The 23,401-nt window shown below is 59.5% G+C and carries 24 protein-coding genes and 1 tRNA gene; 9 read left to right on the forward strand and 16 right to left on the reverse strand.

All coding sequences use genetic code 11. The features are described from left to right. The 4 genes from hypD to EPN96_10190 all read right to left on the reverse strand — a co-directional run bounded on the left by hypD (window position 1) and on the right by EPN96_10190 (window position 1,823). Window positions 1-1,092: a hydrogenase formation protein HypD gene (gene hypD, locus EPN96_10175; GenBank protein TAL16206.1), complete on the reverse strand. Its 1,092-nt coding sequence runs from the start codon at window positions 1,090-1,092 to the stop codon at window positions 1-3. Beyond that, window positions 1,076-1,306 carry a HypC/HybG/HupF family hydrogenase formation chaperone gene (locus EPN96_10180; GenBank protein ID TAL16207.1) on the reverse strand — a complete coding sequence of 77 codons (231 nt, stop codon included), beginning with the start codon at window positions 1,304-1,306 and terminating at the stop codon, window positions 1,076-1,078. The genes hypD and EPN96_10180 overlap by 17 nt, the downstream gene beginning before the upstream one ends. 112 nt (window positions 1,307-1,418) lie before the next feature. Next, on the reverse strand, window positions 1,419-1,694 hold the full coding sequence (locus EPN96_10185; protein TAL16208.1) for an integration host factor subunit beta: 276 nt from the start codon (window positions 1,692-1,694) through the stop codon (window positions 1,419-1,421). 52 nt (window positions 1,695-1,746) lie between these two features. Beyond that, window positions 1,747-1,823 (reverse strand) — tRNA-Arg (locus EPN96_10190). A 135-nt stretch (window positions 1,824-1,958) separates the two neighbouring features. Between EPN96_10190 and EPN96_10195 the strand changes: the two genes are divergently transcribed. Further along, entirely contained in the window at window positions 1,959-2,825 is an 867-nt protein-coding gene (locus tag EPN96_10195) for a PHP domain-containing protein (protein TAL16209.1), read from the forward strand. A gap of 100 nt (window positions 2,826-2,925) precedes the next feature. Further along, complete coding sequence (gene thiF, locus EPN96_10200; GenBank protein TAL16210.1) at window positions 2,926-3,729, forward strand: sulfur carrier protein ThiS adenylyltransferase ThiF; 804 nt, start codon at window positions 2,926-2,928, stop codon at window positions 3,727-3,729. Window positions 3,730-3,768: 39 nt separating this feature from the next. Here the strand turns inward: thiF and EPN96_10205 are convergent, their stop codons facing one another. Both EPN96_10205 and EPN96_10210 read right to left on the reverse strand, forming a co-directional pair. Further along, window positions 3,769-4,797: a lipopolysaccharide heptosyltransferase family protein gene (locus EPN96_10205; GenBank protein ID TAL16211.1), complete on the reverse strand. Its 1,029-nt coding sequence runs from the start codon at window positions 4,795-4,797 to the stop codon at window positions 3,769-3,771. 94 nt (window positions 4,798-4,891) lie between these two features. Further along, a complete protein-coding gene (locus tag EPN96_10210; GenBank protein ID TAL16212.1) occupies window positions 4,892-7,471 on the reverse strand; it encodes a heavy metal translocating P-type ATPase in 2,580 nt (859 codons plus the stop codon). A 65-nt stretch (window positions 7,472-7,536) separates the two neighbouring features. Between EPN96_10210 and EPN96_10215 the strand changes: the two genes are divergently transcribed. Continuing rightward, complete coding sequence (locus tag EPN96_10215) at window positions 7,537-8,028, forward strand: methylated-DNA--[protein]-cysteine S-methyltransferase (GenBank protein ID TAL16213.1); 492 nt, start codon at window positions 7,537-7,539, stop codon at window positions 8,026-8,028. 149 nt (window positions 8,029-8,177) lie between these two features. On the opposite strand, the gene EPN96_10220 is transcribed toward EPN96_10215, so the two are convergent. Then, entirely contained in the window at window positions 8,178-8,849 is a 672-nt protein-coding gene (locus tag EPN96_10220; protein ID TAL16214.1) for a helix-turn-helix transcriptional regulator, read from the reverse strand. Window positions 8,850-8,951: 102 nt separating this feature from the next. Next, window positions 8,952-9,443 (reverse strand): hypothetical protein, encoded by a 492-nt coding sequence (locus EPN96_10225; protein ID TAL16215.1) that lies wholly within the window; start codon window positions 9,441-9,443, stop codon window positions 8,952-8,954. A 212-nt stretch (window positions 9,444-9,655) separates the two neighbouring features. Between EPN96_10225 and EPN96_10230 the strand changes: the two genes are divergently transcribed. From EPN96_10230 to EPN96_10240, 3 genes are all read left to right on the forward strand, one after another. Next, window positions 9,656-9,928: a hypothetical protein gene (locus EPN96_10230; protein ID TAL16216.1), complete on the forward strand. Its 273-nt coding sequence runs from the start codon at window positions 9,656-9,658 to the stop codon at window positions 9,926-9,928. A gap of 229 nt (window positions 9,929-10,157) precedes the next feature. Further along, on the forward strand, window positions 10,158-10,559 hold the full coding sequence (locus EPN96_10235) for a hypothetical protein (protein TAL16217.1): 402 nt from the start codon (window positions 10,158-10,160) through the stop codon (window positions 10,557-10,559). Further along, entirely contained in the window at window positions 10,559-10,804 is a 246-nt protein-coding gene (locus tag EPN96_10240) for a hypothetical protein (protein ID TAL16218.1), read from the forward strand. The genes EPN96_10235 and EPN96_10240 overlap by 1 nt, the downstream gene beginning before the upstream one ends. A 52-nt stretch (window positions 10,805-10,856) precedes the next feature. On the opposite strand, the gene EPN96_10245 is transcribed toward EPN96_10240, so the two are convergent. From EPN96_10245 to EPN96_10260, 4 genes are all read right to left on the reverse strand, one after another. Further along, on the reverse strand, window positions 10,857-12,194 hold the full coding sequence (locus EPN96_10245) for a HEAT repeat domain-containing protein (GenBank protein ID TAL16219.1): 1,338 nt from the start codon (window positions 12,192-12,194) through the stop codon (window positions 10,857-10,859). 182 nt (window positions 12,195-12,376) lie between these two features. Next, the gene (locus tag EPN96_10250) at window positions 12,377-14,500 is read right to left on the reverse strand and encodes a PAS domain S-box protein (GenBank protein TAL16220.1); all 2,124 of its coding nucleotides are present in this window, start codon (window positions 14,498-14,500) and stop codon (window positions 12,377-12,379) included. Between the two features lie 45 nt (window positions 14,501-14,545). Beyond that, a complete protein-coding gene (locus EPN96_10255) occupies window positions 14,546-14,797 on the reverse strand; it encodes a sulfurtransferase TusA family protein (protein ID TAL16221.1) in 252 nt (83 codons plus the stop codon). Between the two features lie 13 nt (window positions 14,798-14,810). Next, window positions 14,811-15,920 carry a YeeE/YedE family protein gene (locus EPN96_10260; GenBank protein TAL16222.1) on the reverse strand — a complete coding sequence of 370 codons (1,110 nt, stop codon included), beginning with the start codon at window positions 15,918-15,920 and terminating at the stop codon, window positions 14,811-14,813. Window positions 15,921-16,236: 316 nt separating this feature from the next. Here EPN96_10260 and EPN96_10265 point away from each other — a divergent pair, with 316 nt between their 5' ends. After that, on the forward strand, window positions 16,237-16,656 hold the full coding sequence (locus tag EPN96_10265; GenBank protein TAL16223.1) for a (deoxy)nucleoside triphosphate pyrophosphohydrolase: 420 nt from the start codon (window positions 16,237-16,239) through the stop codon (window positions 16,654-16,656). 213 nt (window positions 16,657-16,869) lie between these two features. Beyond that, on the forward strand, window positions 16,870-17,781 hold the full coding sequence (locus EPN96_10270) for a DUF4382 domain-containing protein (protein ID TAL16224.1): 912 nt from the start codon (window positions 16,870-16,872) through the stop codon (window positions 17,779-17,781). A gap of 61 nt (window positions 17,782-17,842) precedes the next feature. On the opposite strand, the gene EPN96_10275 is transcribed toward EPN96_10270, so the two are convergent. From EPN96_10275 to EPN96_10290, 4 genes are all read right to left on the reverse strand, one after another. After that, window positions 17,843-18,358, reverse strand: coding sequence for a PaaI family thioesterase (locus EPN96_10275; protein ID TAL16225.1), 516 nt, complete (start codon window positions 18,356-18,358; stop codon window positions 17,843-17,845). Then, on the reverse strand, window positions 18,337-19,290 hold the full coding sequence (locus tag EPN96_10280; GenBank protein TAL16226.1) for a methyltransferase domain-containing protein: 954 nt from the start codon (window positions 19,288-19,290) through the stop codon (window positions 18,337-18,339). Before EPN96_10280 ends, EPN96_10275 begins: the two co-directional genes overlap by 22 nt. A 72-nt stretch (window positions 19,291-19,362) precedes the next feature. Next, the gene (acs, locus tag EPN96_10285) at window positions 19,363-21,348 is read right to left on the reverse strand and encodes an acetate--CoA ligase (protein ID TAL16227.1); all 1,986 of its coding nucleotides are present in this window, start codon (window positions 21,346-21,348) and stop codon (window positions 19,363-19,365) included. Window positions 21,349-21,749: 401 nt separating this feature from the next. Next, complete coding sequence (locus EPN96_10290; GenBank protein ID TAL16228.1) at window positions 21,750-22,082, reverse strand: hypothetical protein; 333 nt, start codon at window positions 22,080-22,082, stop codon at window positions 21,750-21,752. A 290-nt stretch (window positions 22,083-22,372) separates the two neighbouring features. Between EPN96_10290 and EPN96_10295 the strand changes: the two genes are divergently transcribed. Further along, window positions 22,373-23,392 (forward strand): HEAT repeat domain-containing protein, encoded by a 1,020-nt coding sequence (locus tag EPN96_10295; GenBank protein ID TAL16229.1) that lies wholly within the window; start codon window positions 22,373-22,375, stop codon window positions 23,390-23,392. Window positions 23,393-23,401 lie beyond the last annotated feature (9 nt).

Here is a 23,401-nt window from a genome sequence, read left to right on the forward strand (position 1 = left end):
TTAGACCCCTCTGTAGCGGAAGTGGGCCCCGCAGGCGCCCTCGGAGGAGACCATGCAGGCGCCGACGGGAGATTCGGGGGTGCAGGCGACGCCGAAGAGCGGGCATTCGGCGGGAGGTATTATCCCGCGCAAGACTTCGGCGCAACGGCAGCCGGGGGGCTCCTTCGAGTCAATCTCGACCCCCTTCAGAAACTTTTTCCTGGCGTCAAATTCTGAATACTCTTCGGAGGGCTCGTAGCCGCTCCGGGGAAGTTCGCCGAGGCCGCGCCAGCCCGCGTCCACCAGCGTGAAGGCCGCGCGGAGCAGTTCCTTCGCAGGGAGGTTGCCCTTTGCGCTGACGGCGCGGGGGTAGCCGTTCTCGACCACGGCCCTTCCCTCCTTCGCCTGAGCGAGGATCATCACGAGACCCGCCAGCACGTCCACCGGCTCGAACCCGGCGACGACGCAGGGGACCTTGTATTTTTCGGCCACGGGGAGGTAGATGTCGGAGCCGAGCACCATCGAGGCGTGGCCGGGGCAAAGGAATGCGCCGATTCTTACCGCCGGGTCGAGGAGCAGGGCTTCCAGCGCGGGCATCAGGGCCTTGTGGGCGCTGAGGACCGAGAAATTTTTAAGACCCTCTTTTTTAGCGACGGTGAGGGAGTGGGCGACGGTGGGGGAGGTGGTCTCGAACCCCAGTCCGAGAAAAACGACCTCTTTGCCGGGGTTTTTTCGGGCGAGAGCAAGCGCGTCGGTGGCGGAATAGACGGGCGCGATCAGGCACCCCTCGGCCTTTGCCGCCGCGAGGTTCTTTTTGGTGCCGGGCACCCGGAGGGCGTCGCCGTAGGTCGCGAGAATTACCTTTTCATTTTCCGCCAGCCACAGGGCCTCGTCGAAGGCTTTTACCGGGGTGACGCAGACGGGGCAGCCGGGGCCCGAAAGGAGGGTTACGGCGGGGGGCAGCAGGCCGCGAAGGCCCATCCTGGCGATGGCCACGGTGTGGGTGCCGCAGACCTCCATTACGGAGACGGGCGGGCCGTCGTAGCTTCGGATCCTGTCGAGGAGCTTCCCCGCAAGTTCCCGGTCGCGGAAAAAATCAGAGGATGGAGCCATCGTCAACCATCCGGCGCATCATTTCTATGGTTTCCTCGGCCTCGGCGGGGCTCACCTTGTGGAGGGCGAAGCCCGCGTGGACGATGATGTAATCGCCTTCCTTCGGCTCTTCGAGGAGGGCGACCGAGATCTCGCGGCTGGAGCCGCCGAAATCGGCCAGCGCCATAAGGTTTTCGTCGATGGAAATTATTTTTCCGGGTACGGCTACGCACATGGGCTGTTTATGCTTCCAGACAGGTTAGGGGAGGCTGTTGGCTAAAAGGAAAATACACCCTGCCCCCCAAAGGGGGAGGGATATTTTGCGAAGTGACGGCTTGCGGACGTTTTTAGGAGTCGACGCGGAATTTAAGCTCTTTACCGACCTTGAAGAAGGGGAGCTTCTTTTCCGGAACCTCTATCTTCGTTCCGGTCTTGGGATTGCGGCCCGTGTAGGCGTCGTATTGTTTGTTTACGAAGCTGCCGAACCCCCTGATCTCGATCCGCTCGTCCCTGAGGATGGCCTCAATATTGGCGTCAAAGAAGGTGTTTACAACCTCTTTGGCGGCCTTCATAGAGAGCCCGCCCTTTTCGGCCACGGTCTTGATGAGTTCTGACTTGTTCATCCAAGTCTCCTCTTCACGGTGACTATAGGGAGACATCCAATAAAAAAATCCGTGGTGCCCCCGGCAGGACTCGAACCTGCGGCCCCAGGATTAGGAATCCTGTGCTCTATCCACCTGAGCTACGAGGGCGTTCACGCCCGACTACGGGAATGCTAGATTGCGACTGGTCTAAAGTCAAGTTTCTTTTAAGGTTTTCGCTTCCTCTAGACTTCCTCGCCGGGTTGACTTAACATCATCGAAAGCATACTCGTCAAAAGGACCCAAATGATCGATCTGCACCTCCACACCACTTACTCGGACGGTTCGCTCACGCCCACCGAACTTCTTGAGCGCGCCGCCGTCCGTTGCGTGGAGGCCCTTGCGGTTACTGATCACGACACCTGCGCCGGCAACGCCGAAGCCGCCGAAGCGGGGGCGCGCCTCGGGATCGAGGTGATCTCCGGCGTGGAGCTCTCCGTCGCTTTCGAGGGGGTCGGGCTTCACCTTCTCGGTTATGGAATCGACTGCATCACCGAGAGCGCGAAAAAGGTCTTTTCGAGGCTCGAAGACGCCAGAAACGACCGCCTCGTGAAGATGATCTGCAGGCTCAACGAACTCGGAGCCCCCATCTCCTCCGAGCAGGTGCGGAAAGAAGCGGGCGGAAACATCGTCGGCAGGCTCCACATCGCGCGCCTGATGGTCAGAAAACGCCTCGTCCCCTCCCTTCAGGCCGCCTTCACCCAGTACCTCGGCAGGGGGGGGCTCGCCTATATCGACCGCGTGCGGCTGACCCCGGAAGAAGCCTTCGAGGCTATACGGGACATGGGCGGCGTGGTGGTAATGGCCCACCCCGGCGTCATCGAGCGCGAGAACCCCGGAGTGCTCGACCGCGCCCTCGATTGCCTCCTCGGCCTCGGCCTTGACGGGATAGAGGCGCGCTACAGCAGGCACACCCCCGAGCAGACAGCGAGATACCTCGAAATCGCCGACAAACACTCCCTCCTATCCACCGGCGGCAGCGACTTTCACTCGCCCACCCCCGAGAGGATAGAGATAGGGAGGGGGTTCGGCACCCTCAGCGTCCCCTACGAGTCCTTTCTGGCCCTCCGAAGGGCGGTAGAGGCGAAGAGAAAGCTCCCGTTACCCTCTTAATCCTTTCACTTATTACCCGTTTGATTTTTTCGCAAATCCCTGTATCAATAACCACAAAGGTAATGTTTCGAGGCGCGGAAAGCCGCGCGGGAGCTTTTGTTTGAGGATTTTTATAAACGAACGCGAGGCCAAGGTTGTCCCCGGCTCTCTTGCCGGAGCGGTAAGAGACCTTTTAAAGCCGGGAGCGGATATTATAGTCGTCAACGGCTTTCCCGCCGGGGCGGATACCCCTCTTCGGGAGGGCGACAGGGTCGTCCTTATAAAGAGGGGGGAGATTCCGCCATCCCACGAGCTTGAGGCGCTCCTCGCGGCCCGCCACACCCCCGGAATCTATGCGAAACTTAAAAAAGCCCGCGTCGGGATAGCGGGGCTCGGGGGGCTCGGCAGCCACGCGGCGACGGCGCTGGTCCGGGTGGGCGTAGGGCAACTGGTACTCGCGGATTTCGACGTGGTGGAGCCCTCTAATCTCGGTAGGCAGGCGTACTACGCCGACCAGATAGGGCTGGAGAAGACGGAGGCGCTAAGCCGGAACCTTCAGAGAATAAACCCTTACGCAAACCTCACCCTTCACACGGCGAGAATCGACTGTGACAACGCCGCCCGCCTCTTCGCGGGGTGCGACGTGGTTATCGAGGCGCTCGACCGCGCCGAGGAGAAGACTATGCTCATAGAGGCGCTTCTCTCGGCCCTTCCCTCGGCGGAGATTATCGCCGCTTCCGGCCTCGCCGGTCACGGGACCTCCGAAACCATTCGCGTTCACAAACTCGGGAAAAGGCTTTACGTAGTGGGCGACCTCGAAAGCGAAGCCCGTCCCTTCATGGGGCTGATGGCCCCCCGCGTGGGCGTGGCGGCGCACATTCAGGCCAATCTGGCGGTCAGATTGCTTCTCGGAGAAGAATACTAGGGGACGGACTTCACTTTAAAGACCGGTTTACGGCGGTTTTCAGCAGCAGTCACCGGCGGCGGGGGTTTCCAACAGCTTGTCCAGAAAGGGCAGGGCGTGCTCCGCCACCTCTTTTGCACTCCTTTTTTCCATGCAGAGAAGAATTGTCCCCCCGAAACATTTCTCCTTACAGTCCCCGCAGGGGGGCTTGTAGGGGTCCTCCCCATGCTCCCCCGAAGGGTATCTCCAGGAGTTCTGCGAAGTGCCGGGGATGATGAAGGTCGGGGTTCCCACCGCCACGGCGATGTGGCGGGGCGCGGAGCAATTGCCGAGGTGAAAGTCCGCCGAGGCGATCAGGGAGGAGAGGGTTCTGAGGGTTGTCTCGGGCGACGCCACGACGGTGCCCCCGGATTTTTCCTCAAGCGAAAGCGCCGTATCGCGTTCGCCCGGCCCCCAGAGGGCCACTCCGGTAGCGCCGTATCTTTCGGAGACGATTTTGCACAGGTTCGCGTAGCCGTCCGCCGACCACCTGCGATAGGCGTGCTTGTGCGTGGCGTCCACGGTGAAGAGTTTTTTGTTCCCGCTCTTCTTCAGGATATCTTTCCGGCAGGCTTCTCCCCAGAGCTTCTCCTCGGGAGTCAGGAATATTTCCGGCCTGTCCAGGCCGCTCTCCAGTCCGATAGCCGAAAGAAGGGTCTTTTTCGTTTCGACGGCGTATCCGCTGCTCCTTTTCACCCTTTCGGTGTAAGAGGCGGAACGCCATTTGGAATAAAACCCCGCGCGCACTTTCGCCCCGGAAAAAAAAGAGAAGATTTCGGTTCCCGGAGTGCATAAGGCGTCTATCGAGGTGTCGAAGCTGTGGCGGCGAAGGTCGCGGATGAGGCTAAACTGCCCCGGAAGACCTTTCGAGGGGAAATAGGTGAAGACCTTGTCGATGCCGGGGTTATTTAACAAAATCGCATCGTTCGGAGCCTGAGTCAGAAAGCCGACGAAGGCCCCCGGACGAAGTTCCTTGATTATCCGCGCAAGCGCAGTCGCCAGAACGACGTCTCCAAGAGCCCTCAGCTGGATTATTAAAAAACGCTCCAACTCCCGCGTCCTCCGTTAAGTCAGCGCTTTGCCCGCAAAGACCCGATTTTAGCACGGTACGGAAAAACGGACCATCGTGTGAAAAAGTTTTCCCTCATTTGCCGGTCCTGAAGCGTTTCATCGAGAGCGAATTGGTTACCACCGACACCGAGGAGAAGGCCATCGCCGCGCCCGCGACGACAGGGTGCAGCCGCCATCCGAAGAGGGGGACGAAAACGCCCGCTGCGAGCGGGATGCCCACGATGTTGTAGATGAAGGCCCAGAAGAGGTTCTGCTTGATCTTCCGCATGGTGTAACGGGAGAGCGCTATGGTTCTCGGCACGTCGCGCACATCGCCCCGGACGAGAACTATGGAGGCCGACTCTATGGCGATGTCGGTGCCGGTGCCTATGGCTATGCCCACGTCGGCGCGGCTGAGGGCGGGGGCGTCGTTTATCCCGTCGCCGACCATCGCCACGGATTTGCCCTCCCCCTTAAGCTCTCTTATAACCATCTCCTTATCGGCGGGCAGTACCTCGGCGATTATCCGCGAAACACCGGCGGCTTTTCCTATGGCTTCGGCGGTGGCCCGGTTGTCGCCGGTGAGAAGAACCACTTCGATACCCATGTCTTCCAGCCCCAGGACGGCTTCTTTCGCATGGTCCTTCAGTGTGTCGGCGACGGCGAAGACAGCGACGGCCCTCCCGTCCACACCAAGGAGAAGGGTGGATTTCCCTTCTCTTTGAAAGTTATCCACGGCGGTCTCAACGGGCGAGGGGTCTACCCCCTTTTCAGCCAGAAACCCCTTCGTTCCGACCAGTAGCTTCTTGCCTTCCACCACGCCTTCGACGCCCTTGCCGGGGTGGGCGAGAAAGCCGGAAACGGGCGAAAGAGCGCCGGTCCGGGCTTTGAGGATCGCCTTCGCGAGGGGGTGCTCGGAGGGGCTCTCGGCGCTTGCCCCGAGGCGCAACGCCTCCTCTTCGGAATAACCCTCCGCCGTGCTGATTCCCACCAGTTCGGGTTTTCCGATAGTCAGGGTTCCCGTCTTGTCGAAGACTACGACGCCGACATCGCCCGCGAGCTGGAGCGCTTCCGCGCCCTTTATGAGGATGCCCCTCTTCGCGCCGATGCCGGTGCCCATCATCACCGCAGTGGGGGTTGCGAGCCCCAGTGCGCAGGGGCAGGCTATGATGAGCACTGCGACGAAGGATTTCAGCGATTCCGCCACGTCGCCGGTGACTGCGAGCCAGACGGCGAAGGAGACGGCCGCGATGAGTATTACGGCGGGCACGAAGACGGCGGAGACCTTGTCCGCGAGGTTCTGTATGGGGGCCTTCGACCCCTGCGCCTCTTCGACGAGGCGCACTATCTGCCGAAGCGCCGTATCGGCTCCGACCTTTCTGGCCTCGAAGAGAAAGGCCCCGCTCAGGTTGACCGTCGCGCCGGTGACGGAATCTTCGGGGGCTTTGTCCACGGGGAGCGATTCGCCGGTGAGCATCGACTCGTCAATGGTGGAATTCCCCTCGACTATGACGCCGTCAACCGGAATCTTTTCGCCGGGGCGCACGCGGACTCTGTCTCCGACAACCACCTCCTCGACGGGAATTTCGACCTCGACGCCCTCCCTGACAACCCTCGCACTCTTGGCCCCGAGGTCGAGAAGGGCCTTAATCGCCCTGCCCGCCTTCGCTTTCGCGCCCGCCTCCAGCGTCTTTCCGAGGAGGATGAAGGCTATGAGGAGCCCGGCGGTTTCGTAGTAGAGGTGATCGTGACCTCCCAGCGTCTGCTGGAGGGAGTAGAGATAGGCGGTGCCGGTGCCTATCGCCACGAGGCTATCCATGTTGGGCGAGAGGTTTCGCATCGCTTTTGTCCCGACGCGAAAGAAGTTCGACCCCGCAAGCATTATCGGGGTGCAAAGTAAAAGCTGGATTATCGCCAGAGTACGGTGGGAGAGGCCGAGCGTTATCCCGAACATCTGTCCCATCGCGACGAAAAAGAGGGGGAGGGCGAAAATCCAGGCGACTACGAGGCGTTTTTTGAAAACCTCTTCGGCCAGTTCGCTTTGCAGCCCGTTTTTGGCGTTCTTCAGGGCGACCTCGTAGCCCGCCTTCTTCACCGCCTCACGGAGAATCGTCTCTCCGGCGGTTTTAGGGTCGTAGTTTACGAACGCCTTCCCAGCCGCGAAGTTAACGTTGGCCTTCGACACGCCGGGGACCTTTCGGAGCGATTTTTCGACGGTGGCGGCGCAGGAGGCGCAGCTCATCCCGATTATTTCGAGGACGGCGAGGCTCTGCGCTTTCGCCGGAAGAGTCTTTTCCTCTTCCATCTCGGCCGGTTCCTCGGCCGCTTCCCGGTACTTCGCCAGCACGCCCTCGGGGTCGCCCTGAAACTTCTCGTTGCACCGGGGGTTGCAGAAATAGTAGCGCTCGCCCTTGTAGTCGAAGACGCCGCCCTTCGGGGCGTCCTCGTCGATGGTCATCCGGCAGACCGGGTCTATGGAAAAACCCTCTTTCTCCGCAGGCAGGGCGGAGGGCGGCTTCAGATATTTCTCCGGATTATCGCTGAACTTTTCTCTACAACTGGCGTTGCAGAAATAATATGTTTTACTATTATGCACAGCCACGCCGCCGGGAGGGCTGGCGGTATCGACCTCCATCCCGCAGACGGGGTCGATGGCTTTTGAGGTTTCGTTCATTAATCGCTCCTTAAACTCGCACGCATTTTCGATGCTGCAAAGAACCCTGCGGATACTTAAAAATCATGAACATTCTACATGAAAATCACGCGGTTATCATCGACACCCCCATAGGGCTCGTCAGGGTATCGGCCAGAGGGGACAAAATAGTCGCGCTTGAGTTTGTCGAAAAGGGAAAGGCCGGTACGCCGCCGGAAGGTGTGCTGGCCGAGGCCGCGCGCCAGCTTCGGGAATATTTTTCCCTGAAGCGCAAGTCCTTCGAGATGGACCTCGATTTCTCGCTGGCCTCCACTCCCTTTCGCGAGCGCGTCTGGGAGACGGTGTCCATGATTCCCTACGGGGAGACGCTCACCTACGGCGATATCGCGCGGGAACTTGAAACCAGCCCCCGCGCCGTCGGCGGCGCGATGAGGGCGAACCCCATTCCCATAATCCTTCCCTGCCACCGCGTCGTGGGCGGTTCGGGCACCGGCGGCTACTCCGGCGAGTGGGAGCGGGGGAAAGCCCTTTCGGTAAAGGAAAAGCTCCTTGGGATGGAGAATCCGAAGCGCAAATAACGCGGGAGGCTGTTGAAAACTGTTGCGAGCCCCGTTTTCTACGTCGCGTGCTCGCTCGAATCTCGCCTAACACCCGGTTATGTCTCGTTTCTCGCTGTGCGTCTCCTTGAAAACGGGGCTTCTCTCGACGTTTTCAAAAGCCTCCCGATTCAAACCTTTCTTCCAGCCCAGACAACTCTTCCAAGAATTTTAAAGGCAGTCTCCGCGTCGTTGGGATCGACGGTGAAGGGCGGATAGGAGCAGTTGTCGCTCAGGACACTCACCCTCCCGTCGGGCGTGAATTGAAGGCGCTTCACCAGCAGGGCCGAGCCGGAGCGTATCAGGTGTATTCCGTCGCGGGGATTTTTCGCCAGCCCGAGGTTCACGAGAAGCACGTCGTCCTTTCCCAGAGTCGGCTCCATCGATTCGCCCGTCATCGTTATCAGCGCCAGGTCGGAGGGGTTGGCGCGAAGCACCCCCGTCACCCACTCGCGCTTGAAGGCGAGAGAGTCCGCCACCTCCTCGCCTTCCAGAAAAGAGCCGCCCCCGCCGGAGGCGGTGACGTTGTAGAGGGGAAGGTAGACGTAGCCGCCTTTTTCCTCTTCCCCGGATCCTCCGCGCATCCTCCCTTCGCCCGTCAGCAGCCAGCGCGGGTTTATCGAGAACTTTTGGGCGATCAGCGCGAGCACTTCTCCGTCGGGGGAGGATTCGCCGCGCTCGTAGCGGGCGAGGGTGTTTTTGTGGACGCCAAGGGCCTTTGCGAAGGCCGAAAGGGTAAGCTCCCCCCGCGCCTTTCGTATCCTCGTCCCGAACCCCTCCCGCGTCTCTTCGCTCATCGTCATCGCAAACCCCCCTCGTAAAGCGTAAATGGTTCATATTAAAATTTAATAAACCAAAAATGTTTTAATAAAACAAATTATGGTTGCAAGGAACCATATATAGTGTTAGCGTAGCTTTGTCAAGGGGAACTCCGCTCTCCATTCGAGCCAGGGTTCCTCGCCGGAGGACTCCTGTTTTTTGTTCTCGCGCACCCCGCCGGTCCGGGTCATCGAATCGGCCACCGCGCCGAGGAGTTTTATTTCCCTCTCGTCGAGTCCGATGAGGGTCTTGACGGCCTGTTTGAAGGCTGGGGACTCCTTGAGTTTCTGGAGAAGCAAAATCTCCTCACGGCCAAGTTCGACGCCGGTGGAGGTTTCGACGAGGGATTCTTCATAGGGGCGCCCTTCGCCGTAGGCCAGCCATTGCCACCTGATATTATGGCGTCTGGCTGCCTCGGCGAGGCGGGAGGGGGGTATTTTGTTCCCTTTTCTTTGCACCCAGTCGCAGATTGCCGAGGGGCCGACGCCGAAAAAACCGGCGGCCTCTCTCTTGGTCTTAAAGCCCAGAAGGTTCCGGAGGTTCTCCAGAATCCGGCTGGCGGCGAGCATCTCGTTCATTGAAAGCCTCTTCGCGGGGTCTTTGCCCGGCTAAAAAGATAATTGAAAGGGCGCTTGTTCGCCGGGTGTTATTTTCTTGTTCGCCAAAAGCGAACGAAGTAAGTTGAATTAAGTAAAGTACGCCAAAAGAGTATACACAAAAATTCACTAAAAGCAAACACGTAGAGCGGGTTTCGCCGTCCGGACTGGAGCGGCCTGCGGGGAGGGAAACCATGTCTGAAGAAAATCCGGGAACCAGGGAGGAACAGGGCCCCCCTTGCGAGGAGTGCCGGGGGGGCCAAAGGTGCGAGGCGCTCGAAGAGATGGCCGAGGAGAGGGAGAGGGCCGGGCTCCGGGAGAAGGTTGAGGCGCTCCTCGGCTGCAGGGGTTTTTTGTGGGACGTTCTTCTCGACGGGGAGTGGAGCGCCTGCTCAAGGCCGCTCATCCGCCTTCTGGTGCGCGCCTACGGAGCGGAAGCCGTAAAAAGGGCGTTCGACGGCAAGTAGGCGGCAAGAATTCGGCAAGGAAAGAACAGGAGGTTGTTAAAAGCGTCGCGATGACAGACTAGGTTACAAGAGACGCTTAAGGAAAAACTATCGGCGCGGTTTTTGTGTTCCCGGCGAGGAATCCCGTAGCAAGAGGGCGAGACAGTAGCAGCGCTACGGCGAGCCCTTGAGCGAGGACATGACGACGCCGGGGACGGAAAGGCTGCGCCGGACAAAAGGGGGGGGAAAGATGGAGAGAACGCTGAAGGACAGAGGGCTGCCGCGAGGTGAAACCTCTTACGGCGCGCTGACCGACCACCGCTTCTGGGACGGCAAAGCGCATTACTGGACGGGAATGGCGGTAAAGGGAATGGAAGATCAGGACCCTTTAAACTTCAACTGCTGCCCGGATCTCGAAGAGTACGAGGGCGAGGAGGTGAAACTGAGCGGGCGGGAGCTTCGCGGCCTTCGCGAGAGGCTCAGGAGCCGGGGACACACCCACCGCGCCGCGGGGTGCAAAATCGGGATGGGGGTCAGCCAGTTTCGCCAGCGGCTCTACGGGCAGAGACCCTTTTTGAGAAACGAATACCGGCAGCTTTGCGACCTTGCCGGAATAATGCATTCGAGGGGCGGCTGGGAGGAGGAAGAGTGATGCGGCTTGAGGAACGGACGCTGCGCGCCAGTCCCGAGCTTCGGCGGATGGTCTCGGAGTGCGAGAGGCTGGCCAGGGACGTAAAGATTCACCTCGTCTACCATGAACTGAAAAACGGCGGCTCCGGTCACAATCAGTCGCTACGGAGCCTGTCCAGGCGGTTTTCCACCTCCTTTTCGACGGTAAAGCGGGCCTTAAAGAGAATCGAGGAGATGCGGGGGAAAGACAAGACGAAGCTGCACTGAAATTCGCCATTAAAAAAGGGCCGTGAAAGCGGCCCTTTTTTTGATCAACCCCTTACTGCGGTTTCGGTGGCTCGGCGGTTGCCGCTTCCTGCCATTTTTCCGGGGAGGGGCCGAGATCCTTGCCGGTGAGAGAGACAAGCGCTATGTGGGCGGCCTCCTTGACCTTGGGGTCCTGATCCCCGAGGCGGGATATTATGAGCGGCGTCGCCTCGGTGTCCTTGAAGGCTGCCGCGATTCTAACGGCCTCCGCCCTTACGCTGGCGGAGGGGTCGCCGATAAGCCTCCTCACCGCCTGAAGATCGTCCTCGGCGAGCTTTTTCAAATCCGGCTCGGTGGATTCTTTCGCCTTCAAAAGCGAATCGATAAGCTTTATCGCAAATTCAAGGCCCACCAGCTTGCCCTGCTCCTCCGTCGCCGAGAGCTTGTCGCTGAGCATCTTCAGAACCACGCGGTCCTGCGAGGAGGTATCCTTTTTGGCCTGTACGGCCGCCGCAGCTGAAGACGCTTCGCTCTTCGCCTGGACGGCCTTTTTGATATCCTTCAGGGAGACGGTAATCACCTGGGCTGACGAGGGCGTAGCCGGGGTTGCGGCCTTGGCCGCTCCGCCCGCGAGGGAACGGACGACGATCTTTCTCGGCGCGGTGGCGGATTTGGGAGCCTCCGCCGCGGCGGGAGGGGGAGCGGGGGCCGGAGTTGCAGCCTCCTTAACGGGTTCGGCCACGGCGGGTTGCGACGGGGCGGCCGGGATCGAAACGGAAACTTCAACCGCCGGTGCGGGAGCGGTTTCAGGCTGGGCGGCGGGCGCTTCCGGTTCGGATGCGGCGCTTGCCGTCTCCCTGCCGGGTAGCTCGTACTGTTTCGCCAGCGCCTCGTCAAAGGGAGGCATCTCGATCTTCAGTTTCTTCAGGGCGTTGGCGAGGGGCGTGCGCGTCTCAGGCTCCTTCACCCTCTGCGCCAGAAAAAGGAGCCCCTTTTTCCCCTCCTCCTTTAGCGCCGCGTCCTTCGAGGTGGAAGCCGCGACGTAGCCGCCTATGAGCTGATCCATCACCCTCTCGGCGCGGACGCGGATAGTGGCGCTGTCGGTCATTAGCAGCGCCGAAAGGCCCGCGCCGACCTCCGTCAGAAAGGCGGAAGCTCCCGGCGACATCCCCAGCTCCGGCAAAACCCTTTCGATCTCGCGGGAAAGAAGATTCGCGCCGTCGCGGCGCACCGAGCCGTCCGGGTCGGTAAGCCGCCCCATGTGGCCCGCCGCCTGCTCCTTCGGCCCTATGTTTTTATAGTCCAGAATGTCCGATTCCAGCGCAAAGCTCGCGCCGGCGTAAAAAACTGCACAAAAAAGAATCAAAAACCTGCGCATCATCGAAGACAACCTCGTGAAACCGAAGGACATAACCTAAAGCCGAATCATCTCATACAAAATCCCCAAAAAACAACAACCCCCCATAGTATACCTCAAAAAAGGAGAAAAAGCCGCTCCTCAAAAACTGCCCCCGAATATCCCGGACAAAAAGATGCCCCTGCGGCCTTGAGAGCGGCAGGGGCAGAGCTTTTAGGGCCCGAAGCAACCGAATCCTACCCCTTCTTGCTTCCGTTGAGGAGCCCTTTTAGCGCGTTGGCGAGGGCTTCGCCGCGGTAGGGCTTTGCGACGACGGCGTCGAAGCCGTACTGGCGGTACTGCGACATTACCGGGTCCTGCGAGTAGCCGGAGGAGACGATGGCCCGGGCTTCGGGGTCGATCTTTTTTATCTCCCTCACGGTTTCTTTTCCGCCCATGCCGCCGCGTATGGTGAGATCGAGTATTACGGCGTCGAAGGGGTCTCCCCTCCGGAGGGCGGCGAGGTAGCATTCCACCGCTTTTTCGCCTGTTGTGACTTTCTCGGTGGAGTAGCCGAGGTGGCCGAGGAGGTCGGCGACGAGATCGAGCACTATTTCGTCGTCGTCCATTATGAGGATGTTGCCGTCGCCGCGCTGGGGCTCGCTCACCGGGGGCTCCGCCGTTTTTTTAGGCTTTCCCTTGGGTTCGGCGGGGAGGCATATCGTGAATTTCGCGCCGTGGCCGGGAGAATTTGCGGCGACGACGTGGCCGCCGTGGCTCCTGACCACGGAGTAAACGGTCGCCAGCCCAAGTCCCATCCCCTCTTCGCGCGTGGAGAAGTAGGGGTCGAAGATCCTGTCCATGTATTCCTGCGGTATGCCCATTCCCTCGTCGCCGATTTCTACCTGCACGCAGTGGCGGTTTTCGAGGAAAGGGGGCAGGTCTACGGCTTCTTCGGGACTTATGTTTTTGCAGTCTACCCGCAGTTCGCCGCCGTCGGGCATCGCCTGCACGGCGTTCATGACGAGGTTTTGCACGATCTGGTCTATCTGTGCCGGGTCCGCGGTTATCGGCCAGAGGTTCTGGGGAATCGAAAGGGAGTGGGTCACCTTCGAGCCGGAGGAGGCGAAGACCACCGCGTCGTGGATTATCGCCCCTATGGAGATTAGCCGTTTTACCGGCGAGCCTCCGCGGGAGAAGGTGAGCAGCTGGCGGGTAAGTTCCTGAGCGCGCAGGGCGGCTTTTTCGGCTTCTCCGAGCTTGGGGGTTATGTCCAGCCCCTCCTTCATGTAGAGACGGGCAAGGGAGATGTTGCCGAGTATGCCGGTGAGGAGGTTGTTGAAATCGTGGGCGATGCCGCCCGCGAGAACACCCACGGATTCGAGCCTCTGCGCTTTGTTGAACTCTTCCTCAAGCTTCCGCTGGGCTGTAACGTCGCGGAATATTCCCCTGAAAAAGGCGGGGGAGGAGGAATCGTGCGACATGGTGACGTTGCCGTCGAGTTCGACCTGTTTTCCGGCACAAGTGAGGAAGACAGTCTCGATCCTGATGTTTTCCGCGCCTTCCCGCAGCCTGTCCATCGCGCGCAGGTAGTCGCGCCGCGCTTCCGGGGCGATGATGTCCACAATGCTCAACTCGCCGAGCCGGTCGGCCGGGTAGCCGAGTATCTTTTTCCACTGCGAATTTACGTAGAGGAACCTGCCGTCGGGGGTAACCGCCTGGATGAGGTCGTTTGCGTTCTCGAAGAGGTCGCGGAAGCGTTTCTCTGAGGCCTCCACAGCCTCCATCGAGCGTATCCTGTCGGTGATGTCGGCGTAGGCGAGGACGACGTGGGTGACGTTGGAGTTGTCCGCCGCCATTACCGGCGTGCCGATTACCTTGTATATCTTCTCGCCGATTGATATCTCGTTGGTCGTTACCTGTTTTCTCTCCTCGAAGACCTGACAGAGGGTGCATATCTCCGGAGGGCCGCCCTGGCCGCAGATAGCCTCGTAGCAGCGGGTTGGGTCGGGCTTTAAGAACATTTTCGAGGCGGTGAGGTTGTAGGATACGATCTTCATCGAACCGTCCACGACTATTATCGCCACGCCGGTGGAATCGAAGACCGCCTTCAGCTCTTCATGAGTCAGTTTGAGCTTGTCGTTGGTAAGGTGCAGGTTTTCGAGTATCTGCTCGAAGGAGGAGGCTATCACCCCGATCGGGTCGAATTTGAGCATGTCCATGCCCGCAAGCTCCTCGTCGCCGAGGGGAGCGGTTCCGATGGACCTTAGCATCCGGTTCGTGGAGGTTCGTATATAGTTATACAGAGCGGCGTTCTCGGCCTTCAGCTCCTCGACGGACAAGGCCGGGGGTGCGCCCGCTTTAGTCTTTTCGTCCTTCAATTCAAGCTCCAGAATAATCCTGCGTTACGGGAGAAATAACCCGCGTTACGGGTTCTGACTTATCTCGATCCTGTAATGGGTGCCTTCCTCCGTGACCTCCGAACGGTAGCCCATGTTTTCGGCCGCCGTGGGTATGGTCCCTGTAGCGCTGCGGTTTGTCGTAAGAACGATAATCTTTACTTCGCCGCTCCGAAGGCGGTCGCGCAGATCGTTTATTTCCTTCAGGGCCGACAGAAGGGTTGAAGGGCAAACCTGGCCCCTTATGTCGAGGACGACTTCTTCAACCTGAACCGTCATCTCAAAATCCTCCTCATCCGCCGGCCTTGCGCGATAAAACTTTCCCGGTGAGGATTCTTACTCCCAGAAAGGCTCCGGGATACAGCCCGATAAAGAAAATAAAAGAACTTATTGAAAAAAATGGGAGCCCGCCCAAAAGCTGCCAGACGTTGCAGCCCCCCGCCACCCTGGAGCCTGCCGCCATTGCGGCCCCGCCCAAAAGGGCCGAAAGATACTGCACCGGCGGCACGCGAAAGTGCCATTCAAAATCCCCGGCGCTCCTTGCTCCGGCGAAACCGCCGGCAACCATAAAGAGCAGAAAGGGCAACTGGATGGCGGCGGCAGCGTCCCACACCGGGCCGTTTCCCCAGTTCAGCGCTCCTTTCTGCAGGGGTAATTCCATTACAAGAGAGGACTTGAAAAAAGGAACCTCCGCGAAGTGCCCGGGCAAGAAAACCGATTCCGCAAACCCCGCGGCCTTGGCGAATAGCGTTGCGGCGGAGAGGGGAATGCCGGTGACCGCTACCGAGGCCGTTCCCAGAAGGGCGATGACGATGCCCGCCTTCCAGGGTTCGACGTAGCCTCTGGCGAAATTTTTGTGTTTCCACAGCCCCCGTTTGCTCCACCCCCATAATAGCGCTGTTCCGCCGATTAGGAGAGGGGTGATTATATAAAAAGGGTTAATTCCAAGCAGCTCCGGCAGGGTGGGGGCCGTGGAAAAGAGGGTGGTTCTGGCCAGTTCCTCGAAGAAGGGGGCCGCCTCGGCGTAAAGGGCGCTTCCGGCGAAGAGCCCGAAAATCGTTGCCAGCTGGAGGCCCTGCCCCGAGCCCAGTTTCCAGAAAGTCCCCGCGATGCAGGCGCCCGAGAGAACCATGCCGAGGCCGAAGAGAACCCCGCCGATAAGGGAATTCAGAGAGGGCGGATCAAAGAAGGAGAAAGGGGCGAGGCCGAAAAGCCGCAGACCCTCGAAAACCGGCGCCGAGAGGAGCACCGTCAGGGCGAGGGCGCGCAGCAGCCGCTTTTCGCCAAAGAGGATGTGGTCGCGGACCATTCCCGCAAGGCAAAAATCCGAACGGTACATCACGTAACCGGATACAAGTCCGATAAGGGCCATCGCGATGGATATCCTGAGTCCAAGATCCATCGGAGTTCTCCTTTATCCCCGCCTTGAACAATGATACCTTCTTTAAGAGGGCTGCTGAAAAATGCTCATTGTCCCGGCTTCCTCTTTCGGCGAAGGGCTGCGTCGTTTCTCGGGCGCGGGTCTTGGCGTATAGACGATACTGCCTGCGACCTCGCGCCCTGCGGACTCCTTGCCCTTCATCCGAAATAGATTGCCGACCTCTTTTCCTTGAAACCGGAGCTTCTATCGACGTTTTTTAAGCGGCCTCTTATTTACTTTAGCATAAAAGGCTTTGGTTCACAGGTTTTTCGCCTTTTTGGCGGGTTTTCGGGGTTACATGAAAGAAAACAGCGAGCCGCTCCACGTTGTCGCCGGAGTGATAATCAGAAGAAGAAAGATTCTCATCGCGAGGAGGCTTCCCGGCGGCGCTCACGGCGGGCTCTGGGAGTTTCCCGGGGGCAAGGTGGAGGAGGGCGAGTCGCCGGCGGACGCCCTTCGCCGGGAACTCTTTGAGGAGCTTGGAATCGCTGTCAGGGTTCACACCCCGGTTCTGGAGACCCTTCACGCCTACCCGCACCGCACAATCCGTCTCGCCGCCTTCTGGTGCAGGATAGCGGAGGGGGAGCCCCGGCCTCTGGAGTGCGCGGATGTGGCGTGGGTATCTCCCTCCGGGATGGACCGGTACCTGATGCCGGAAGCCGACCTGCCGCTGATAAATTTTCTCAGGTCCATGGAGAAGGGGAAAGCGCGGCTTTAACCGCCTCTCTCGCCGTCGCGGATGCGCTTGCCGCGGTCTTATCCCGAAAGGACTCAAGGTATAAAAATTTCGGCCGATAAATTGACTTTGACACGGATACCTGGGGAAACTACGGGCTTTTCGCCCTGGGAGGCAGACCATTCAGTTTGAAAAAACCTTCGACTGCACTAGAATAAGTTACAGGCAAGATTTCTACTTCAAGGAGTGAACGCTATGAAGAAATTATATGGTTTTGCGGGTGCCGTGCTGCTCCTCGGGATGGCCGCTCTTTACGGCTGCGGCGGGAGCGGCGGCTCCGATACGGGCAGACTGACTTTAAAGCTCTCCGACGCCCCGGTGGACGGCGCGACCCACGTCTGGATCAAGTTCGACGCGATAGAGATAAAGCCCGCCGAGGGAGAGCGGCTGATCTACGACCTCGCCGAGACCCAGCGGATAGACCTTCTCACCCTCACAAACGGCGAAACGGCCACCCTGCTCGACGGGATAGAGCTTCCGGCGGGCCAGTACAACTGGATCAGGCTGATGGTCAACACCGCGCCGGAAGACCTCTCCGGCGGCCCCTTCTCCGAAGAGAATTTCTGCTACATCGTGATAGGAGAAGACGCTTTCCCCCTCGTCATCCCCAGCGGAGACCAGAGCGGCCTCAAGCTGAACCGCCCCTTTGTCGTACCGGCGGGGGGAAGCGCGAATTTCGTTCTCGATTTCGATCTTAGAAAGTCGGTCCACACCGCCGAAAGCGGCGACAAATACATCCTTCGCCCGACCATCCGCATCGAGGACCTCAGCAAGGTCGGGACAATTGCCGGAGAGATAACCAATCTCGGGGTGAATACCTGCGCCGACGCCGCCGTTTACGTCTTTGGCGGCAGCGGAATCGTTCCCGACGACGTCGATTTTATAGATCCGGAACCGATAGCCTCCGCGAAAGCGGTCGAAACGGAAGGCGTCTGCGGCTACACCGTTCCCTTCCTCTCCGAAGGCCCCTACACCGTGGCGCTGACCTTCGACGCGGCTTTGGACGACCCGGCAACCGACGACGCGAGCGTAGTCTTCGATCTCGCGGCGGATGCGTCAGTCGTGGAGGACAGCGTCACGACCGTGAATCTGGCGCTGCCGCTTTAAAGAAGTCTTACTGAGAGATTTTTAGCAGACCGGAGGGGCTCGTGAAAACGGGCCCCTTTTCTTATTCCGCTTTCCCGTGGCGCAGCACCCGGAAAGTGGCGGAGAGGGTAGCCACCTTGCAGCCGTTTTCATCGGTTATCTCCGCGTTGGCGACCAGATGCTTGCCCCCGTACTGGCTTATGTGAGCCCTTGCGGTGATTACGCCCTTTTCTACCGGCGCGAGAAATTTGCAGGTAAGCTCCGAGGTGACGAAGAGGGATTTTTCGGGGAGTATGGTCTTTATCGCAACGGCGACGGCAGTGTCGGCGAGCGAGGTTATGGCCCCGCCGTGCATCAGCCCCTCGCTCATGGCGAGCTTGACCGTAAAGGGCATTTGAAGGACGCTGCGGCCTGCCCCGGCTTCGATTATCTCCATGCCGCAGAGCTTCTCGAAGGGCGCGGGGGCTACCCAGCCGCCGGTGACGAACTGGGAGGGGTCGGAGGGGTCGCGCAGGGCGTCCCAGCGTTTGTCCAGCCCGCTCCCTTCTTCGATATTAAGGGGATCGAGCGGTTTTTTCAGAGTTGAAGAAGCAGGCATTCGTATTCCTTGACGTGGTGTAAAAACTCGTGGAGGATTTCGGCGTTCTCGTTGCCTACGCACTCCGCCCGGGCGACAAACCTCGCCCCCGCGTCGTGGCGCACTCCAAGAAATTCAAGCATCGATACTCTTTCGGTTTTAAACCCCAGAGCTTTTGCAACCCTTTCGAGGTGGTCAAAGCGTATGGTGTATTCCGCGTGACCCTTAAGCTCGATTCTTCTGGGCCTTCCAGCCGGATCGTAATCGAGAAACCCGCTGTAGGGCTCCCGAAGCACGATGTCGGCGCTGTGTTCCGACAAAAAGACGGTTTTCGCCCTTCCCTTCAGCTTTTCCAGATATTCGATCGCCCCGATGTTCAAGGCGAAGGGTTCGTCCCCTTCCGGAAGCGGAAGTCCATAGCGCTGTATAAGCTTAACCGATCGTCCCTCAAGAGTGTCGCCTTGGGTAATCCCGCTTTCGAGCATCCGCCTGACTTTTTCAGGCGAAAGGCCGTCGGCGGCGGGAAAATCGCCGATGTTCTCGTTGGAGATGAGAAGGTCGGCGGTCTCGCCGGGCGTATCCAGCCAGTCGAAGACGTCGGACAGGACGAAGCTGACGTTCTTATGTGAGCCGAGCGCGGTTTTTTGCATTTCGTGAAAGCGCGGGCTTATGTCGATCATCGTAACGGCGGAAGGCCGAAGGTGGCCGATGAGGCTCTCCATCAGCGTCCCGTAGCCGCAGCCCACCTCGATTATTCTCGCCCCAGGCTTTATCCCCGCCCTCGATGTCAGGAACCCTGCCAGCTTTTCGCCGTAGGATGCCCTGGTTTCCAGCGCGTTTGCGCAAGGGGCGTCCGCCCTCGAAAGGGACTGGCAGATTGTCATCTCCCAGAGAAGGGAAGCGTCACCGCCTTTGTAAAAGTCTTCGGTTTTATTTAGTAGCAACCCGGTCAAGTACGAAACTTTCGTAAAAAACAAGGGGACCGGATTTCGCCGGTCCCCTCTATGGTCAGTTATACCGGCTTATCAGCCTTTGTTTTCGCGAGTCACGACCAGCGAATCGACGACCGAGGGGTCGAGGAGCGTGGAGGTGTCGCCGAAGCCGCCATCGACTTCGTTCGCGGCGATTTTGCGGAGAATTCTGCGCATGATCTTGCCGGAGCGGGTCTTCGGAAGGCCGGGGGCCCACTGAATGAAGTCGGGAGTTCCGATGCCGCCGATTTCCTTCCTGACAAGGGTGATCAGTTCTTTCTTCAGCTCGGGGGTGGGTTCCACGCCGGCGTTAAGGGTGACGTAGGCGTAGATGCCCTGGCCCTTGATTTCGTGCGGGAAGCCGACGACAGCCGCCTCGGCGACCTTCGGGTGGAGCACGAGGGCGGATTCGACCTCGGCGGTGCCCATGCGGTGACCGGAGACGTTGATGACGTCGTCGATGCGGCCGGTGATCTGGTAGTCGCCGTCGGCGTCGCGGTTGGCGCCGTCACCGGTGAAGTAGTAGCCGTCGTACTGGACGAAGTAGGTGGTGCGGAAGCGGTCGGTATCGCCGTAAACGCCGCGCATCTGGCCCGGCCACGGACGGCGGATGCAAAGAGCGCCGGAGGCCTCGCCCTTGAGCTCGAAGCCCTTTTCGGGGTCGACGATGACGGGCTCGACGCCGAAGAAGGGGGTGGTGGCCTTGCCGGGCTTCATGTCGATCGCGCCGGGGAGGCCGGTGATCAGGATGCCGCCGGTCTCGGTCTGCCACCAGGTGTCGACGATGGGGCATTTGGAGCGGCCGGGAAGCTCGAAGTACCACTTCCACGCCTCGGGGTTGATCGGCTCGCCGACGGTGCCCAGCAGGCGGAGCGAATCGAGCTTGCCGAGGCGAGAGGTGACGTGGTGGTCGCCCTGCGCGGCGATGGCGCGGATCGCGGTGGGGGCGGTGTAGAGGACGGTGAGCTTGTGTTTCCCGACGATGTCCCAGTAACGGCCTGCGTCGGGGTAGTTCGGAACGCCCTCGAACATCGTGGTGATGGCGCCGTTGCAGAGCGGGCCGTAGACGATGTAGCTGTGGCCGGTGACCCAGCCGATGTCGGCCGCGCAGAAGTATACGTCTCCGTCATGATAGTCGAAGATGAGCTTGTGGGTGAGCGAGGTGTAGACCAGGTAGCCGCCGGTGGTATGCACGACGCCCTTGGGCTTGCCGGTGGAGCCGGAGGTGTAGAGGATGAAGAGCGGGTCTTCCGCGTCCATCGCTTCGCATTCGCACTCGGCGCTGGCCTTGGCGAGTTCGTCGTGCCACCAGCAGTCGCGTCCGGCGACCATGGTGGGAGTGATGTGGGCCTTGCCAACGCGCTCGACCACGACCACCGTCTTGATGGTGGGGCAGTTGGCGACGGCGGCGTCGGCCTGGGCTTTCTGGTCGATCAGCTTGGCGCCGCGGAAGTAACCGTCGCAGGTGACCAGGAGGTTACTGTCGCAGTCCTGTATGCGGTCGGTGAGCGCCGTGGCGGAAAAGCCGCCGAAGACGACCGAATGAACGGCGCCGATGCGGGCGCAGGCCAGCATCGCCGCGGCCAGCTCGGGGATCATCGGGAGGTAGAGGGAGACGCGGTCGCCCTTCTTGACGCCCTTGGCCTTGAGCACGTTCGCGAAACGGCAGACCATCTCGTGAAGTTCTTTGTAGGTGAGCTTGCGGTCTTCGGTGGGCTCGTTGCCCTCCCAGAGGATGGCGGTCTGGTTGCCGCGGGTGGCAAGGTGGCGATCGAGACAGTTGTAGGAGATGTTGAGCTTTCCGCCGATGAACCACTTAACGTAGACTTCATCCTTGGAGTACTTCCAGTCCTGAACCTTGTCCCATTTCTTTATCCAGGTCACCTGCTGCTCGGCCATGCGCGCCCAGAAGCCGTCGTTGTCCTCAATCGACTCTTTGTAGAGCTTGTCATACTCTGCGCGGCTGTTGATATGCGCCGGGCGGGTCTTGTAAGCTTCGGGAACGGGGTATTTGGTCTTGAGGGTGGTATCACTCGACATCAGACTCTCCTTTCAGATATTGCAGTTCTCGGTCCGCCCCGGCCTTCGGGCCGCAAAGCGGGTTTAAAATAAAACACGAGTTTACAATATAGCGTCAAAGTTTAAGTGCCGCAAGACTAAATCAAAAAGAGCGGCGATAATTTGTGGCCCGCGACGGCTATGGGGGAAAAGACCCAGTGATATTAAGTACATATCTATAACGCCGATAGCTGTTCCCCCGGCGCTTTGGTTACCATTTCCACTATAGAGGGAATTTTTTGAAATTATTTAAACCGGATTTTTTACAGCGCCTCAAATGACGAATGCCCGGGCCGTTTTATTCAAGCCGGCCTTCAAGGCGCAAAAATCCCGCCTTTCCCGGCTCCGCTCCGGGAGCGATTCGCCGTTTTTCGCACCGAAATTCAGCGCACTCTTTTGAGATCCGTCGCCGTAAGCAATTTCCCGCTCGGGACGTAGGTAATCAGAAGCTCGGTTCCCTTGCCCAGGTCCTTCACGTCTACCGGGCTCCCCTTGAAGGTCACCTTCGCCTCCTTTTCGAGCTTGAAATCGAAGGAGCGGCTGCCCTTGTGGGTGCTCAAGACGACGTAGACAATCCCCCCCTTGACGTCGACCTTCTGGAGGAACCCCCTCATCACTCTGGTCTGCATGGAGGCCGAAGCCCCCGTCGCGCAGAGAAAAAGGGCGGCGAAGGTCAGCGATACGGCCGTTGCCCTAAAGAAATTTGTCTTCCCCATTTTTTCTACCTCCATAAAGTGAAGGCTATCCCCACAAATCATGTTAGTACAAAATTTCACGACCGCAATACCCCCGGAAAAAGACAGGCAGCCTGCCAAAACGGTAATACCGGATGGTTATCGGAGCGTCTAAAGCTCAGGGACAAAGGGTAGAGGAAGGCTTTGGGGGAGGGGTCCTCAAGGCCTTTCTTTTCTTGTCCTCTCAAAAATCCGGCGCGATTTTAGAAAGGCCTGTTTACGGACAACCCCTAAATGAAGTACAAGAAAATCCTCCGGGGAGATGACTCATTTTGAAATCAATCAGCGGGACCGTTCTCATGCGTTATCTTGCCAGCTTGCTTGTTTTGCTTTTTCTTTGCGCCTTTGTTCCGGCGGCCTGCGCCGCCCCGGCCCCCGTTCCGAGAGAGCTTTTCGCAATGGAGCCGGGCAAGGCCGTCCAGCTCATCTCGCAATCGATAAGGGAAGAAGATCCCTCCGCCCTTTCCGCCGCCAGAGAGCTAATTACCCTGCACTCCCGCGCCATAGGCGGCGAGGAATCCCACGTCGCCTTCCTCTCCGGCCTTGTCGACAACCTCTCCGGTTTTATCGGGAGCGACCGGATGAAGGCGAGGAACACCGCCGAGGAACTCCTCACTCTCATAGTCGATTCAATGGGAGGTTACGCCGACAGCGATTCGGAGCTTCGCCGGGAGCGCGCCCAGACGGTGATGAAGCGCGTGCGCGGCTGGATGGAAGAGGTGGGCAGGGACGGCGCCGCGCTTCTCAGCGCCAAAAGAATCATCGCCAAGATAGACGGTTACTTCCCGGCGATAGCGAGGGGCCTGGAAAAATCCGGGGAGGAAAAGGGGCGGCCCGCTTCCGGGAGCGGGGAGACAAAGGCCGGCGCGCTCCTCGGTTCCGGGGAAAAAAGCCTCGACAATTCGCTTGTTCTCATCGGAATAGTGTCTCGCGGCGTGGTTGACAAGTCCCCACAGGCAAGAAAATCGTCGATGGAGATGGCGCAGAGGATAAACAAGGCGATATGGCTTGCGTACCGCGAGGGCGGGACGGAGCCGCGCAAGGACGCCGAAACCATACTGGTCGCCGTAAAAAGGCTGCTTGGCGACACGGACCCCTCCATTCGCCTGACCGCCGCTAAAACCGCCGGCGCTCTTCTGGACCGGAAAATGGCGGCCGGGCTCATACGCCTTTTGAGCGATCCTGACGAATCGATAAAGCTGGCCGCGCTCGATTCGCTCAAAAAGTTAAGCGGCAAGGACTACGGACAGGACGAGAACCTCTGGAAGAGGTGGGAGACCGAAGGCAACTAGGGGGGTCGC

Source organism: bacterium, from assembly GCA_004322275.1.
Taxonomy (GTDB): Bacteria; Desulfobacterota; Deferrisomatia; order Deferrisomatales; family BM512; genus SCTA01.

Excerpts from the sequence above, each read along its gene's own strand:
- hypD (TAL16206.1), bottom strand. The coding sequence starts at position 1,092 with ATGGCTCCATCCTCTGATTTTTTCCGCGACCGGGAACTTGCGGGGAAG.
- EPN96_10180 (TAL16207.1), bottom strand. The coding sequence starts at position 1,306 with ATGTGCGTAGCCGTACCCGGAAAAATAATTTCCATCGACGAAAACCTT.
- EPN96_10185 (TAL16208.1), bottom strand. The coding sequence starts at position 1,694 with ATGAACAAGTCAGAACTCATCAAGACCGTGGCCGAAAAGGGCGGGCTC.
- EPN96_10195 (TAL16209.1), top strand. The coding sequence starts at position 1,959 with ATGATCGATCTGCACCTCCACACCACTTACTCGGACGGTTCGCTCACG.
- EPN96_10210 (TAL16212.1), bottom strand. The coding sequence starts at position 7,471 with ATGAACGAAACCTCAAAAGCCATCGACCCCGTCTGCGGGATGGAGGTC.
- EPN96_10215 (TAL16213.1), top strand. The coding sequence starts at position 7,537 with ATGAACATTCTACATGAAAATCACGCGGTTATCATCGACACCCCCATA.
- EPN96_10220 (TAL16214.1), bottom strand. The coding sequence starts at position 8,849 with ATGACGATGAGCGAAGAGACGCGGGAGGGGTTCGGGACGAGGATACGA.
- EPN96_10225 (TAL16215.1), bottom strand. The coding sequence starts at position 9,443 with ATGAACGAGATGCTCGCCGCCAGCCGGATTCTGGAGAACCTCCGGAAC.
- EPN96_10230 (TAL16216.1), top strand. The coding sequence starts at position 9,656 with ATGTCTGAAGAAAATCCGGGAACCAGGGAGGAACAGGGCCCCCCTTGC.
- EPN96_10235 (TAL16217.1), top strand. The coding sequence starts at position 10,158 with ATGGAGAGAACGCTGAAGGACAGAGGGCTGCCGCGAGGTGAAACCTCT.
- EPN96_10240 (TAL16218.1), top strand. The coding sequence starts at position 10,559 with ATGCGGCTTGAGGAACGGACGCTGCGCGCCAGTCCCGAGCTTCGGCGG.
- EPN96_10245 (TAL16219.1), bottom strand. The coding sequence starts at position 12,194 with ATGTCCTTCGGTTTCACGAGGTTGTCTTCGATGATGCGCAGGTTTTTG.
- EPN96_10255 (TAL16221.1), bottom strand. The coding sequence starts at position 14,797 with ATGACGGTTCAGGTTGAAGAAGTCGTCCTCGACATAAGGGGCCAGGTT.
- EPN96_10260 (TAL16222.1), bottom strand. The coding sequence starts at position 15,920 with ATGGATCTTGGACTCAGGATATCCATCGCGATGGCCCTTATCGGACTT.
- EPN96_10265 (TAL16223.1), top strand. The coding sequence starts at position 16,237 with ATGAAAGAAAACAGCGAGCCGCTCCACGTTGTCGCCGGAGTGATAATC.
- EPN96_10270 (TAL16224.1), top strand. The coding sequence starts at position 16,870 with ATGAAGAAATTATATGGTTTTGCGGGTGCCGTGCTGCTCCTCGGGATG.
- EPN96_10275 (TAL16225.1), bottom strand. The coding sequence starts at position 18,358 with ATGCCTGCTTCTTCAACTCTGAAAAAACCGCTCGATCCCCTTAATATC.
- acs (TAL16227.1), bottom strand. The coding sequence starts at position 21,348 with ATGTCGAGTGATACCACCCTCAAGACCAAATACCCCGTTCCCGAAGCT.
- EPN96_10290 (TAL16228.1), bottom strand. The coding sequence starts at position 22,082 with ATGGGGAAGACAAATTTCTTTAGGGCAACGGCCGTATCGCTGACCTTC.